Raw genomic sequence first — 13,151 nt, forward strand, 5'->3', positions numbered from 1 at the left:
GGAGTTGTGAGCCGTACCGTCGTGCGGCGGTGGCGGTTCACCGACGGGGGAGGGGACTGGTGCAGGGCGTACTGCTCGCCGAGCGGTTCCGGATCGGTGACCGGCTGGGCGCCGGCGCCTCCGGGCAGGTCTGGGCGGCACAGGACGAGCGGATGCGGCGGGAGGTCGCCGTCAAGGTCGTTCATCCGCAGTACGGCATGGACGAGGCGGAGACGCAGGCCCGCTTCCAGCGCGAGGTGCAACTGGCGGGACGGCTCTCCCACCAGAACATCGTCACCGTGCACGACTGGGGGGAGGTGTCGGTCGACGGGCGCCCGACCCTCTTCCTGGTCATGGAGCTCGTGCGGGGCGTATCCCTCCACAGGCGGTTCAAGGAGTCCACGCCGTCCTGGCCGCTGGCCGCCGGGTGGGCCGCGCAGATCGCGGACGCGCTGCACGCCGCGCATCAGCAGGGTGTGGTCCACCGGGACATCAAGCCGGCCAACGCGTTGCTCACGCCGGACGGGGCGGTGAAGGTGCTCGACTTCGGCGTCGCGAAGTTCATGGGCGACACCATCGGTGCCCGCGCACTCACCGTCACGGGCACTCCGCTCGGCTCACCTGCGTACATGTCTCCCGAACAGGCTGAGGGCGACCGGGAGATCGACCCTCGCAGCGACCTGTACTCGCTGGGGTGTCTGCTCTACCACGCGGTGGCCGGGCGGCCACCCTTCACCGGCACCAACCAGTGGGCCGTGCTCCGCAAACAGTTGGAGGCCGTCCCGGAACCGCCCTCGGCCCACGCCGACGGCCTCCCCGCCGCACTGAACGACCTCATCCTGAGCCTGCTCGCCAAGCGCCCGGGGGACCGGCCGGCGGACGCGGCCACGGTGTACGAGGCACTGGGCACCCTCCTCGTGGACCACGCCGCCACCGAACCCGGCGGAGACCTGCTGGAGGTCGTCCAGCTGGGGGACAGGCACTCCGTGTCCGGGATGATCCTGAAACGGTCCTGGGAGCTTCTGGAAGAGGCTCGGGCGGACGCTTCGCGGATCGTCACGGAGGCCACGAGGGTCGAAGCCGAGGCGCTCCGGGAGGCGAGGCGCACCACCGCGCTGGTCAGACGCGAACTGGAGGTTCTTCTCCGGCGCAGCGAGGAGATGGACGCCAAAATCGAGAAGATCACCGCGCGTCGCAGGTCCGTGGAGGATTCCCAGCCGAGCGAGGAGGACTACTACCTCGTCTTCAAGAAGGCGATCGACGGCAGCTATCCCGACGCGTACCAGTTCGGCGAGGCGGTGGAGGCGACGTACGGCTTCCTCGTGTCCGACGACGAGGCGAACCGCTTGGTCAACCGCTTCATCACCCGCCACGTCGCGGAGCTGCAGGAGGACCACATCGCGTAGCCGATTATGTGATCGGTTACGGCACCGACCACGTGATCGGTTGCGGCACCGACCATGTGATCGATTACGTGATCGATTACGTGGTCGGTGACGTCACTGACCATGTGAAGCAGGTGTTACGAGGCCAGGGTCGCCAGTGCCGGGCCGAACGCGATCAGGAGCGGGACCAGCGGGGCCAGTGCGGCGGCCGTCGTGGTGCTTCTGCGGTGGGAGCGGGTGAGGCGGGGCGGCGGGTCCAGGAGGCGTTCCACGCGTTGGTGGAGGAGCGGCCTGGGCGTGGCGCAGGAGAGCACGCCGCGGTGCTGGTTCAGCTCGATCAGGGCCAGCGCGGTCGTGAGGTGGCCGCAGCGGCGCGAGGCCGTGTCGTCGGCGGACAGTTCGACGAGGCGGTGCGTCTGGTCGCGGAAGTCACGGAAGACCGGGATGCCGGGGAAACCGCCGGCCAGCGCCTGGGACAGATGCAGGAGCCAGTCGTGGCGGGCGCGCGCGTGGCCCAGTTCGTGGGCCTGGATGGCGTCCAGCTGGTGGTCGGTGAGGCGGTGCAGGGCGCCCGTGGTGACGACCAGCTGGGACGGGCTGCCGGGCATCCACCAGGCGTCCGGGTACTCGTCCTCCAGCACGAGGAGCGGGCCGCGCGAGGTCGGCAGGCCGGCCGGCAGCTCGGGGGCCCGTTCGCGCAGGTGCTCGCGGCGCAGACGGCTGCGCCTGCGGGCCTCCGTCACCTCGCGGGCGAGCATCGCCGTGGTCCAGGCGGCGCCGCCGGCCAGCAGCAGGGTCAGCGCGGTGGTCCAGGGCGGGGCGGCGGCCAGGTCGTACGCCGCGGTGACGGAGGGCGGCGCGGGGGCGAAGACATGGGCGCGGACGGTGTGGAAGACGGCGGAGGCGCTCAGTACGAGCGACGACAGACAGCACAGCAGGACCGTGGCGACCAGGCACTGCCACACCCACAGCGCGAGTACGGGCTCCCGCTCGGGCCATGAGGCGCCGGTCAGGACGCGGGGTGCCACGACCGCGGCGGTCAGGGCGACGGCCGCCATCAGCATGAGGGAGATCGTCACGGTCATGTCCTGGGCCCCTTCCTCTCCGCTTCGGTCCCACGGTCCTGGGGGTCCTGCGGGATCCGCGGGTCCCGCAGGACGTGCCGGCTGTCGGTCGGCGGCTGCCGGCGGTGGTGTCGTGGGTCATGGCTCATGGCTCATGGCTCGTGAGTCGTGAGTCATGGACACGCTACCGGTCGGTGGGGTCCCGAGGCACCCGCCGGAGGGACGGTCCGAGGGAGGCCGCCGGGGAGGGCGTCCGGGGCGCGTGCCGCGACACCCTTACGTGGTCGCGTACTTGAGGAGTCCGCAGCGTGAACGGCTAGCATCGGCCCCTGATTGTCCGACGAGGTCGAGATCGGGGTGGGCGTCATGTCGGTGGGACCGCGGATCGCGGTGGCCGTGGTGACGATGGGGACGCGGCCCGACGAGGTCGACGCGCTGCTCGCCTCGGTGGCCAAGCAGGACGTCGCACCCGAGCGGATCGTGATCGTCGGCAACGGCTGTCCGCTGCCGGAGTTCGCCGAGCGGCTCGGCCTGCCCGGTGAGGTCACCGCCATCGAGGTCGACGAGAACCTCGGCTGCCCGGGTGGCCGCAACGTCGCCCTGCGGCGCCTGCGGGAGTTCGGTGACGTGGACGTCGTCGTCGAGCTGGACGACGACGGGCTGCTCGTCGACCCCGATGTGCTGCGCACGGTACGGGACCTGTACGCCGCCGAGCCGCGCCTGGGCATCGTCGGTTTCCGCATCGCCGACGAGCACGGTGAGACCCAGCGGCGCCACGTACCCAGGCTCGGCGCCAAGGACCCCCTGCGGGGCGGCGAGGTGACCTGCTTCCTCGGCGGCGGGCACGCCCTGTCCATGGAGATGCTCGCGCAGACCGGGGACTGGCCCGCCGAGTTCTTCTTCGCACACGAGGAGACCGACCTGGCGTGGCGGGCCGCCGACGCCGGCTGGACCATCCGGTACGAGCCCCAGCTGCTGCTCCAGCACCCGAAGACGTCGCCCGCCCGGCACGCCATCTACTACCGCGTCACCGCCCGCAACCGCGTCTGGCTGGTCAGGCGCCGGCTGCCCCTCCCGCTCATCCCCGTCCACCTGGCGGTCTGGATCGCGCTGACCCTCGTACGGACGCGGTCCTTCGGTGGGCTGCGCGCGTGGTTCGGGGGCTTCGTGGAAGGGCTGAGGGCGCCGGCCGGGGAGCGCCGGCCGATGCGCTGGCGGACCGTGTGGCGGCTTACGCGGCTGGGGCGACCGCCCGTCATCTGAGACGGACCCGGTCGCGACGGCGACACTCCCCCGAGTCGCGGCGACCTTCGACGCCTACCGCGTACCGGAGCGACCGGATCCGACGCGATGATCAAATCAGGCCACGCCAACCGATCGCCAACATGGGGCGGACGGTGCGGCGGGGCACGGAGTTCCGCCCGCGGGTCGGCGGAGCGTCGGATTCCGGCCGCCCGGCGCCGTCGGCGGGGAGGGCGAGCAGGTGGGCGGCGGGACGCGGTCGGGTCGGGATGCCGGTCTGCCCGGTCCGCCTGACGTGCCCGGTCCGCCCGGCGCGGCTGGTCCGTCCAGCGCCTCGGCCTCCACCCCAGCCCCGGCCTCTGCCGCTGCCTCTGCGTTCACGCCCGTGAACGCGTGCCGGTTGCGTTTCGGGCTGCTCGGGCCCACGGTCGTGTACGACGCCGGTGGCGCCCCCCGGCCGGTCAGCAGCGCCAAGGGGCGCGCCCTGCTCACTGCGCTGCTCCTGGAGCCGGGGCGGGTCGTCTCGGTGCACACGCTCAAGGAGGCGTTGTGGGGCGCGTTCCCGCCCGCGTCCGCGCACGCCTCGCTGCAGAATCACGTGACGCGTCTGCGGCGGCTCCAGCTGTACGTACGCCTGCATGGGGCGACCCCGGGCGTGCCGCCGCTCACCGCCGGGCAGGCCCTCGCCGCACTGCTCCGCGACCTCGGTGCGGAACCGCGAGGCGTGCCCGAACACCCGGACGCGGCCAGCGCGTTGCTCCGGTCGCTGCTGGCCCCCACCCGCACCCTGCTCGTACTGGACGATGTCGCGAACGCCGCCCAGGTCCGCCACCTGCTGCCTGCGGGCGCCGGCTGCGCGGTGATCGTCACCAGCCGTTCGCCCCTCACCGCGCTGGACGGCGCGACGCGCTCTCCGACCTGGCGGGGCTGCGCTTCATGCAGGGCCGGGCCGGCGAGGCGCTCGTGCTGACCGACCAGGCACTCGCGCGCTGGCGCGGTCTCGGTGTCCTGCCGCGCGTCCAGCGCTGTCTGAACAACCGGGGTCTGCTGCTCGAAGGTCTGGGCCGGTACGCCGAGTGCGAGACCGCACTGCGGGAGAGCCTCGCACTGGCACGGCAGGCGGGCGACGCGGACGGCGAGGCCGTCGTCTACAGCAACCTCGGCAATCTGTACGAGCACAGCGACCCGCGCGCCGCCATCGAGTGGCACGAGCGGAGCCTCGCGCTCGGGGAGGTCATGGGCGACTCACGGGTCCGCGAGTCCGGGCACTGCAACATCGGGTACGCCCACCTCACGCTCGGCGAACCGGCCGGTGCGCTGGAGCACTTCGACCGGGCCCTGAGCATCTCGGACGGGGTCGACTGGCAGAGCGGTTCGCAGACCAGGCTCGGTCTGGTGCGTGCCCTGCGCGACCTCGACCGCTCGGAGCGGGCGGCCCGGGAGTGCGCCCTCCTGCTGGAGCGTGCCGAGCGGCGTGCCGACCGCTACACCACTGGTCTCGCCAGGCACCAGCAAGGACTGCTGCACCGGTCGGCCGGCCGTACGGAGGAGGCGTACGAGCAGTGGGAACTGGCCCTCAACGACCTCAACGACCTCGACGACCTCGACGACCTCGACGGCACCGACAGCCCGGTGGCCGAGGAGTTGCGGGATCTGCTGCTGAGCCGCGTCGGCTGACCACCACGCACCGGGGCGCACCGGGGGCGCACCGAGGGCACACCGCTCAGCGCGCTCACTTCGCGTCCGCGTAGCACTTCACCACCGCCGTGGTGAACGGGAACCGTACCGGTGTCTCCCCGAACGTCAGGCGGCCCGCCTCCTCCGCCGCCTCCCGGATCGCCCGGACCACCGTGTCGGCCTCCTCCGCCGGGCAGTGCACGATCACCTCGTCGTGCTGGAAGAAGACCAGCTCGGCCGCCATGTCCCGGCAGGTGCGCCGCAGCCCGGCGAGCACGAGGAGGGTCCAGTCGGCGGCGCTGCCCTGCACCACGAAGTTACGGGCGAAGCGGCCCCGGGCCCGGGCGTTGCCGGACGCGTAACCGGGCACCCAGCTCTGGGCTCCCTCGTCGGGACCTCCGGCGCCGCCGGTCCGCAGGCCGCTGCGCCCGCCCGTCCGCTCGTCGGCCTCCTCGCTGTCCGGGATGCCCGCCTCCTCACCGGCGGCGTCCGACCCCGCCGCCGGTGGGCAGGTGCGGCCCAGCCAGGTGCGTACGAGCCGGCCCTCCTCGCCCGCGCGGGCCGCGTCGTCCACGTACGCCACCGCCTTGGGGAAGCGGCGGCGCAGCAGCGCGAGGTTCTTGAGGCCGTCGCCGGACGTCTGGCCGTAGACCGCGCCGAGGACGGCGAGCTTCGCCTGGGCGCGGTCGCCGGAGAAGGCCCGGTCGGAGACGGACTGGTAGAGGTCGCTCTCGCGGCCCGCCACCTCCATCAGACCGGGGTCGCGGGAGATCGCGGCCAGTACGCGCGGCTCCATCTGGTCGGCGTCCGCCACGACGAGCCGCCAGCCCGGGTCGGCGACCGCGGCCCTGCGGATGACCTTGGGGATCTGCAGGGCGCCGCCGCCGTTGGTCACCCAGCGGCCGGTGACGGTGCCGCCCGCCTGGTACTCCGGTCTGAACCGCCCGTCGCGCACCCAGTCCTGGAGCCACGACCAGCCGTGGGCGACCCAGATCCGGTACAGCTTCTTGTACTCGATCAGGGGCTTCACCGCCGGGTGGTCGATGGACTCGATCTCCCAGCGCCGCGTGGACCTCACCTTGATCCCGGCCTGCGCGAAGGCCTTGACGACGTCGGCGGGCAGGTCGGGCCGGACCCGGCGGCCGAACGCGGCCGAGACCTCCTCCGTCAGCTCGGCGAGCCGCCGTGGCTCACCGCCGCCCGCGTACCGCTCGCCGAGCAGTTCGTGCAGGACCTCACGGTGCACGTCGGTGCTCCACGGCAGCCCGGTCTCGTTCATCTCGGCCGCCACGAGCGTGCCCGCCGACTCGGAGGCCGTGAGCAGCCGCATCCGCTCGGGCCGCGCGGTCGCGTCGTGTCGTCGCTGCTGGTCCCCGTACACCTCGATGAGCTGGGCCAGCGACACATGGCTGCCGGGGCCGGGGCGCGGCTCGAAGAGGGAGGACTGCGAGCCGGGCTCGGCCGAGCGCTGCGGGGGATCGGGCGGTACGGGGCCGCCGCGCAGCCTGGCCAGGGCGGCGGCGGCCGAACGGGGTTCGCCGAGCCGTCCCTCGTGGCCGAGCAGGAGGGTCTCGGCCACCTCCAGGTCGTAACACCGCTCCACGCGGACGCCCTCGGCGCGCAGACGTGGGTAGACCTCCGTCGTCGCCCGCCACACCCAGCGGGTGACGCCCGGCCGGGACCGTACGGACTCGGCGAGGTCCGGTTCGCGCAGGAGTGGTCCGGCGGGCAGCCCGTCGGGGCCGAGGGGGGCCAGCTCGGCGCCGCCGTCCTCGGCCGGCGCGAGAGCCCACCGTCCGGTCATGACGCGAGTCTCGCAGGAGGGTCTGACAATCCGGCCGTACCGCGATCTGCTCACCGCTCACGGCTCACGGCTCACGACTGGAGGGTGCTGAGGGGGGGCTTACTGGAGGGGCTTCGTCACCTCCTCCAGCGATTTCGCGATGTCCGCCTCCGTCGCCGCCTTGGTGATCCCCAGTCCGCTCAGTACGCCCGTACCGGCCTCGTGCTCCAGGAGGGCGAGCAGGATGTGCTCCGTACCGATGTAGTTGTGACCCAGGCGCAGAGCCTCACGGAAGGTGAGTTCGAGAGCCTTCTTGGCGCCGGCGTCGAAGGGGACGAGCGCGGGCATGGTCTCCGCGCGCGGGGGGAGACCGGCGTTCGCGGCCTCGCGTACGGCGTCCAGGGTGACGCCCTGCGCGGTGATCGCCTTCGCCCCGAGGCCCTCCGGCTCGGCGAGCAGGCCGAGGACCAGGTGCTCGGTGCGGATCTGGTCGTTCGCCGCGGTCCTGGCCTCTTCCTGGGAGGCCACCACCACGTTCCTGGCGCGTGGGGTGTAGCGGCTGAAGCCCTGGCTCGGGTCGAGGTCCGACTCGGCCTTCGGTACGAAGCGCTTCTGGGCCGCCTGCCGGGTGACCCCCATGCTCCTGCCGATGTCCGTCCAGGAGGCGCCCGAACGCCGGGCCTGGTCCACGAAGTGCCCGATCAGATGGTCGGCCACGTCGCCGAGGTGGTCCGCGGCGATCACCGCGTCCTGGAGCTGGTCGAGGGCGTCTTCGTGGACCTTCTTGATGGCCTCGATGAGGTCGTCGAGGCGTACGGAGGTGGTGCCGCGTGGGTTCGTGGTCATGTGTCAACCGTAGGTTGACGCCCCCGCACTGTCAACCTCGTGTTGACAGTGCATTTCGGGATGGCCACTGCGGGCCGCCCCACCGTTCGGCTACTTCAGGGACGCCACGAGCAGACGTAGGGCCAGGCCCGTGAAGACGAAGCCCATGACCACGATGAACGTCATGCCGGGGCCGAGGCCGGGGCCGGGGCCGGGACCGGGGCTCACCACGAGCGCGAGCGCGGCGACCAGGAACGCTGCGTACAGAGAGGCGTCGACCATGGGGGCGTGGTCGGGGCCGCCGGCCGATGGGTCGAGCGGTTTTCACCCCCTGAGACGACAGGCCCCCGGTGGCCCCATGACACGATCGAGGTATGAGCAGTACGTCCTCCGCGGTGGAGCGCGCCTTCGCCGCCGCCCTCTACGCCGACTCCGACGCGGCCCTCGACGCCGGCGCCTCCCTGCTCGCCGCCGACCCCGCGTCCGACACCGAACTCGCGCGTCGCGGCGAGGAGTTCGTCGCGGCGGCCTGGCGGCGCGGCTGGCAGCCCGCGGACGTCGTACGGATCGTGCGGCGCGAACTGGACGACGTGCACGAACGCCTCGTGACGGAACTCGTCCTCGCCGAGGCCGCCCGGGACCGTACGCCCCGGACCCCGCGCTGGACGGCACAACTCGACGAACTGGACGCCGGCCCGTCAGCCCCTCGCCCGGACCGCTTCTCGTACGCGACCGCCGTCCTGGAGCTGTACCGCCTGCTGCTGCGGCTGCCCTCGCTGGAGCCGCTGGACGCCCACGTGCCCCGCGCGCCCCGCACGCCCGGGGGCGGCGCCGTCCCGCGGGACACCCGCATGCTCACCCGTATCCGCGCGCTCCTCGCCAAGGCGGAGGCGACCGGGTTCCCGGAGGAGGCGGAGGCGCTGAGCGCCAAGGCGCAGGAGCTGATGGCGCGGCACAGCATCGACGAGGCGCTGCTCGCGGCGCGCACACACGCCGAGGACACGCCCGGTGCCTGCCGGATCGGCGTCGACCCGCCGTACGAGACCGCCAAGGCCGTCCTCCTCGACGCGGTGGCCGGCGCCAACCGCTGCCGGGCGGTGTGGAACGAGGCCCTCGGCTTCTCCACCGTCGTCGGTTTCGAACCCGGCCTGGAGGCGGTCGAACTCCTCTACACCTCGCTCCTCGTGCAGGCCACCGCCGCGATGACGAAGGCGGAGGCGGCCCAGCGCGCGGGCGGAAGGAAGCGGACGAAGTCCTTCCGGCAGTCCTTCCTCGCCGCGTACGCGCACCGCATCGGCGACCGGCTGGCCGACGCGGCCGAGGGACAGGTGTCCGCCACGGAGGGGGAGTTGCTGCCGGTCCTCGCGGCGCGCGACGTCGCGGTCACGGACGAGACGGAGCGCATGTTCCCGGACACCGTCACGACCCGGATGCGCGGGGTGAACGACGCGGCCGGCTGGCAGGAGGGAGCGGCGGCGGCGGACCGCGCCCAGGTCAGGGCCCGCCCACCGCTGCACAGCCCCTGACCGCGTCCGGCCCGGGCCGGCTGCCCGGGCCCGCGGATCGACCGCGCCGCTCAGTCCCCCGTGCGCTGCAGCGGAGTGACCGACGCGTCCGGCTCGTTGCCGCCGGCGCTCCGCAGCGCCACCTCGCCGTACTTCCAGGCGAAGGACAGCTCGGCGTCGGCGCCGGGCAGGGCGAACTTGGCGGTCGTCACGGCGGCGGCCTTCTCGGCGTCGCCCGCGGGACCGCGTACGTACGTGATCGTGAAGCCGACCGTCTCGTCCTTCTTCACCGTCAGCTTCTCCGGCGCCGCGGACTTCTCCGGAGCGACGGACAGCGCGGTGCCGCGGACGTCAAGGCCGACGGTGGGGAAGCCCTTCAGCGTGCAGTCGGCTCCGGAGCCGTTCGTCAGGGTGACGGAGACGGTGCCGGTGTCGCCCGCGGCCGGGGCCTCGCTGGCGACGACCTCCTGGGTGAACTTGTCGGCCGCACAGGCGGTCGACAAGTTCGACGCACCGCTCTTCTCGCTGCTGGTCTTCTTGTCACCGCCGCCACCGTCGTCGCCGCCACAGGCGGTCAGGGTCAGGGCGAGCGTCGCCGCGAGGGCGGTGACGGCGATCGGCAGGGTGCGCATGGATGTCCTCTGGCCTCAGGGTCGTACTGCTGATGGTGATGCTGCCACTGCCACTGTCACTGCCACTGTTGGTGGCAGTGACAGTGACAGTGACGGTCACGGCGATGGTGATGCCGGGTGATGGCGATGGTGATACCGGGTGATGACGGTATCCGTGGATCATCATGGCTCCTCCGTCCCTCCGGTCCCTCCCGTACGCTGGCGCAGTGAGCTGGCGACGAGCGCTTAAGGACACCGCGCGCTCGGGGCTCGCCGTGGAGAAGACACGGCTCGAACCTCTCGTCGCGGTGCGCGGAGCGGTGGGGCTCGCGATCGTGATCGCGGGGAGCCTGTGGGCCTTCGGTCCGGCCGTCGCCGCGAGTTCGGCGTTCGGCGCGTTCCAGGCGGCGATCGCCACGTTCCAGCGCAGCTGGCGACCCCGCCCCGAACTGGCCCTCGCCTCCGGTGCGAGCCTCGCCGTCTCCACCTTCCTCGGTTATCTGACGATCTCCCAGGAGCCGCTGTTCCTCGCCCTGCTGGTGGTGTGGACGTTCGTCGCGGGGATGAGCTGGGCCGCGGGCCCGACCATAGGCCTGATGGCGACCTCGAACGTGGCGATCATGCTCGTGACGGTCACCCTGCCGACCTCCGTCGCCCAGGCCGCGGGCCACGCCGCGATGATGATCGTGGGCGGCGTCGTCCAGGCCGCGCTGGTCGTGCTCTTCCCCGTACGCCGCTGGGGCGCCCAGCGCGACGCGCTCGCCGACGCCCTGGCCGCCGAGGCGGACTACGCGCGGCGGCTGCGCCACGATCCCGTCGCGCCCTTCGACCCGCTGCCCCTGATGGAGGCCCGCGACGCCGCCGCCGTCACCCCGCGCCAGGCCCGCCGCCGCCCCGCAGAACTCCACGGCGCCCGCGGTGTCGCCGAGCGCATCCGGCCGGTACTCGCCTCCCTCGCCGACCCGGCGATGGGCGTACCGGCGGAGGGGCACGCCCGCGACCGTGTCCGTGAACTGCTCGCCGCCGCCGGCACCGTCCTCGACGCGGCGGCCCACGCGATCCGCCGGGGCGAGCCCGTGACCGTCCCGGGCGCGGCCCTGGCCACCTTCCGCACCCCCGACACCGGAAGCATCCTCACCGGCCGCCCCTACCGCGCGGCGGCCCGCCTCAACACCCTCCTCCAGGACGTGCTGGAAACGGCGGGCGGCAGCACACCGAAGGGCGGCGACCAAGGCACGGGTGCCGGTGTCGCGCCCTCCGCCGACGCCACGCCGGCCGCTCCGCTCCACCGCCCCCGCAGCCGTCCCACCCTGTTCGCCCTGCTCCCCACCGCGCTCAAAGCCATGCGCAAGGAACTCGGCAGGGGCTCCCCGATCGCCCGGCACGCCACGCGGGTGTCCGCGGTCGCCGCCGCCGGATACGTCCTCGGCACCGCGCTGCCCCTCGGTCACGGTTACTGGGTTCCGCTGATCTCGGTCATGGTCATGCGGCCGGACTTCTCGCAGACGTACAGCCGGGCGGTGGGCCGGTTCGGCGGCACCGTGGTCGGCGTGGCGGTGGCCACCGCGGTGGTGCGGCTCGCCGACCCGGGCACGTACCTCTCCGGCGCGCTCGCCGTGGGGAGCGCCGCGCTCATGTATCTGCTGATGCGTACGGGCCAGTTCGCCGCGCAGGGCTGTGTCGCCGCGTACGTCGTCTTCCTGCTCGGCATGGGCGGCGAACAGTGGACGCAGACCGTACCCGAACGCGTCCTGCTCACCCTCCTCGGCGGAGTGCTGGCGATGCTCGCGTACGCCGTCTATCCGGCGTGGGAGACCCCGCGGCTGCGGACGCGCCTCGCGGACTGGCTGGCCGCGCAGGGCCGTTACGCCGCCGCGGTCTTCGACGCCTACGCCGATCCGGCCCTGCGGAACGCCCCGGACGTCCGTGAGGCCCTGCTCGCCGCGCGCACCGCTCGGGCGGCCTGGCGCGGCCGTGGCCCGTGCGACCGCCGAGCCGGTGCGCCACCGCGGCCTCTCGCGGACCGCCGCCGACGACGCCGAGGACGCGCTCGCGCAGCTGGGCCGCTTCGCCATGCTTCTGGAGGCACATCTCCCGGAACGCGGCGCGACACCGGTGCCGGCCGCCGCCCGCCTCGCCGAGGCGCTGCGCGAGTCCACGCAGCAGGGGGCGAAGGCGATCCGGGAGCGGCGGGTGCCGGTGTGGGACGCGGTACGGGCCGCGGTGGAGGCCTGGGAGAAGACGGACAGCCCGGCCGGGGAGGAGGCGTCCCCGGCCGGGGAGGGAGCTGCTCCCGTCCCCTCCGACGACGCCTTCGTGGGCGGCGCGGCGCGTCTCGTCCTCGACGCCCTGACCGAGCTGTCCGAGGCGCTCGACACGGCGGTACCGCCCATGACGCTCGACGGGACGTCGGCGGGCGCGGGGCCGGGTACCGGGTCGGGTACGGAGCGGGGCGCGAGGTCGGGCACGAAGGCGGCCGGGGTCAGGAACCCAGGCTCGCCGTAGGCAGGCCGGGCGGCAGGCCCTCGCCCTCGGACCGGGTGTACGTCTCCGAGCCGAAGCCGTCCCAGGTGACCTTCAGGGTGGTGGAGTCGACGGAGTCCACCGTGCCCTCGGCCCGGTCCTTGTTCCCGTCGGTGCACTTCAGCGTGATCGTGTGCGCGTCGGAGTCCTTCCCGGCGGTGCCGCTGCAGATGGATCCGCTCGTCGAGAAGAGACCGGCCTCCTTGCCGGTGATCACCAGGGCCACGGCCTTGCCGCCCTTGGTGGTCAGCCAGTTGCCGTTCAGCTTGTCGTCGCCCGGGGCCGCGGACCGGGTGGGTGCGGCGCTCGCCGTGGACGACGGAGTCTTATCGCTGTTGCCGCCGTCACTGTCACCGCCGCCGTCGTCGCTGCTGCAGCCGGTCGTCAGCGCGAGTGCGGCTGCCAGGCCTGCGGCTACGGCCGCGCTGCGCGCGTGCGTGCGGGTGCGCGGGAAGATCGCCGAAGTCACCGAAGCCTCCAGGGGTGTGGCCGGACGGGTCCAACCGCTGCAAGCTACCAGCAGCAGCGGCATCCACCCGCGGTCTGTGAAACCGCCC

The 13,151-nt window shown here is 73.1% G+C and carries 11 protein-coding genes and 1 pseudogene; 6 read left to right on the forward strand and 6 right to left on the reverse strand.

Translation table 11 applies throughout. The features are described 5' to 3' along the window. Positions 1-59 precede the first annotated feature (59 nt). Entirely contained in the window at positions 60-1,385 is a 1,326-nt protein-coding gene (locus K3769_RS24330; RefSeq protein ID WP_267028469.1) for a serine/threonine-protein kinase, read from the forward strand. 116 nt (positions 1,386-1,501) lie between these two features. Here K3769_RS24330 and K3769_RS24335 read toward each other — a convergent pair whose 3' ends face one another. Next, positions 1,502-2,449, reverse strand: a complete 948-nt coding sequence (locus K3769_RS24335; protein WP_282566241.1) for a M56 family metallopeptidase — start codon at positions 2,447-2,449, stop codon at positions 1,502-1,504. A 345-nt stretch (positions 2,450-2,794) separates the two neighbouring features. Between K3769_RS24335 and K3769_RS24340 the strand changes: the two genes are divergently transcribed. The 3 genes from K3769_RS24340 to K3769_RS41180 all read left to right on the forward strand — a co-directional run bounded on the left by K3769_RS24340 (position 2,795) and on the right by K3769_RS41180 (position 5,347). Then, complete coding sequence (locus K3769_RS24340; protein WP_267031520.1) at positions 2,795-3,691, forward strand: glycosyltransferase family 2 protein; 897 nt, start codon at positions 2,795-2,797, stop codon at positions 3,689-3,691. 364 nt (positions 3,692-4,055) lie between these two features. After that, positions 4,056-4,640: an AfsR/SARP family transcriptional regulator gene (locus K3769_RS41175; protein WP_372515022.1), complete on the forward strand. Its 585-nt coding sequence runs from the start codon at positions 4,056-4,058 to the stop codon at positions 4,638-4,640. Next, positions 4,607-5,347: a tetratricopeptide repeat protein gene (locus K3769_RS41180; RefSeq protein WP_372515023.1), complete on the forward strand. Its 741-nt coding sequence runs from the start codon at positions 4,607-4,609 to the stop codon at positions 5,345-5,347. The genes K3769_RS41175 and K3769_RS41180 overlap by 34 nt, the downstream gene beginning before the upstream one ends. A 55-nt stretch (positions 5,348-5,402) precedes the next feature. Here the strand turns inward: K3769_RS41180 and K3769_RS24350 are convergent, their stop codons facing one another. The 3 genes from K3769_RS24350 to K3769_RS24360 all read right to left on the reverse strand — a co-directional run bounded on the left by K3769_RS24350 (position 5,403) and on the right by K3769_RS24360 (position 8,237). Continuing rightward, a complete protein-coding gene (locus tag K3769_RS24350; protein WP_267028470.1) occupies positions 5,403-7,151 on the reverse strand; it encodes a bifunctional 3'-5' exonuclease/DNA polymerase in 1,749 nt (582 codons plus the stop codon). 99 nt (positions 7,152-7,250) lie between these two features. Beyond that, a complete protein-coding gene (locus K3769_RS24355; protein WP_267028471.1) occupies positions 7,251-7,976 on the reverse strand; it encodes a Clp protease N-terminal domain-containing protein in 726 nt (241 codons plus the stop codon). A gap of 90 nt (positions 7,977-8,066) precedes the next feature. After that, positions 8,067-8,237, reverse strand: coding sequence for a hypothetical protein (locus tag K3769_RS24360; protein ID WP_267028472.1), 171 nt, complete (start codon positions 8,235-8,237; stop codon positions 8,067-8,069). A 92-nt stretch (positions 8,238-8,329) separates the two neighbouring features. Here K3769_RS24360 and K3769_RS24365 point away from each other — a divergent pair, with 92 nt between their 5' ends. Further along, positions 8,330-9,481: a DUF2786 domain-containing protein gene (locus K3769_RS24365; RefSeq protein WP_267028473.1), complete on the forward strand. Its 1,152-nt coding sequence runs from the start codon at positions 8,330-8,332 to the stop codon at positions 9,479-9,481. 50 nt (positions 9,482-9,531) lie between these two features. Here the strand turns inward: K3769_RS24365 and K3769_RS24370 are convergent, their stop codons facing one another. Further along, positions 9,532-10,092: a DUF4232 domain-containing protein gene (locus K3769_RS24370; protein ID WP_267028474.1), complete on the reverse strand. Its 561-nt coding sequence runs from the start codon at positions 10,090-10,092 to the stop codon at positions 9,532-9,534. Between the two features lie 206 nt (positions 10,093-10,298). Here K3769_RS24370 and K3769_RS24375 point away from each other — a divergent pair. Then, a pseudogene (locus K3769_RS24375) lies at positions 10,299-12,576 on the forward strand (FUSC family protein). Here the strand turns inward: K3769_RS24375 and K3769_RS24380 are convergent. Then, positions 12,554-13,063: a hypothetical protein gene (locus K3769_RS24380; protein WP_267028475.1), complete on the reverse strand. Its 510-nt coding sequence runs from the start codon at positions 13,061-13,063 to the stop codon at positions 12,554-12,556. The pseudogene K3769_RS24375 and the gene K3769_RS24380 sit on opposite strands and share 23 nt — an antisense overlap. Positions 13,064-13,151: the final 88 nt, after the last annotated feature.

The sequence above is a fragment of the Streptomyces ortus genome (assembly GCF_026341275.1).
Lineage (GTDB): Bacteria > Actinomycetota > Actinomycetes > Streptomycetales > Streptomycetaceae > Streptomyces > Streptomyces ortus.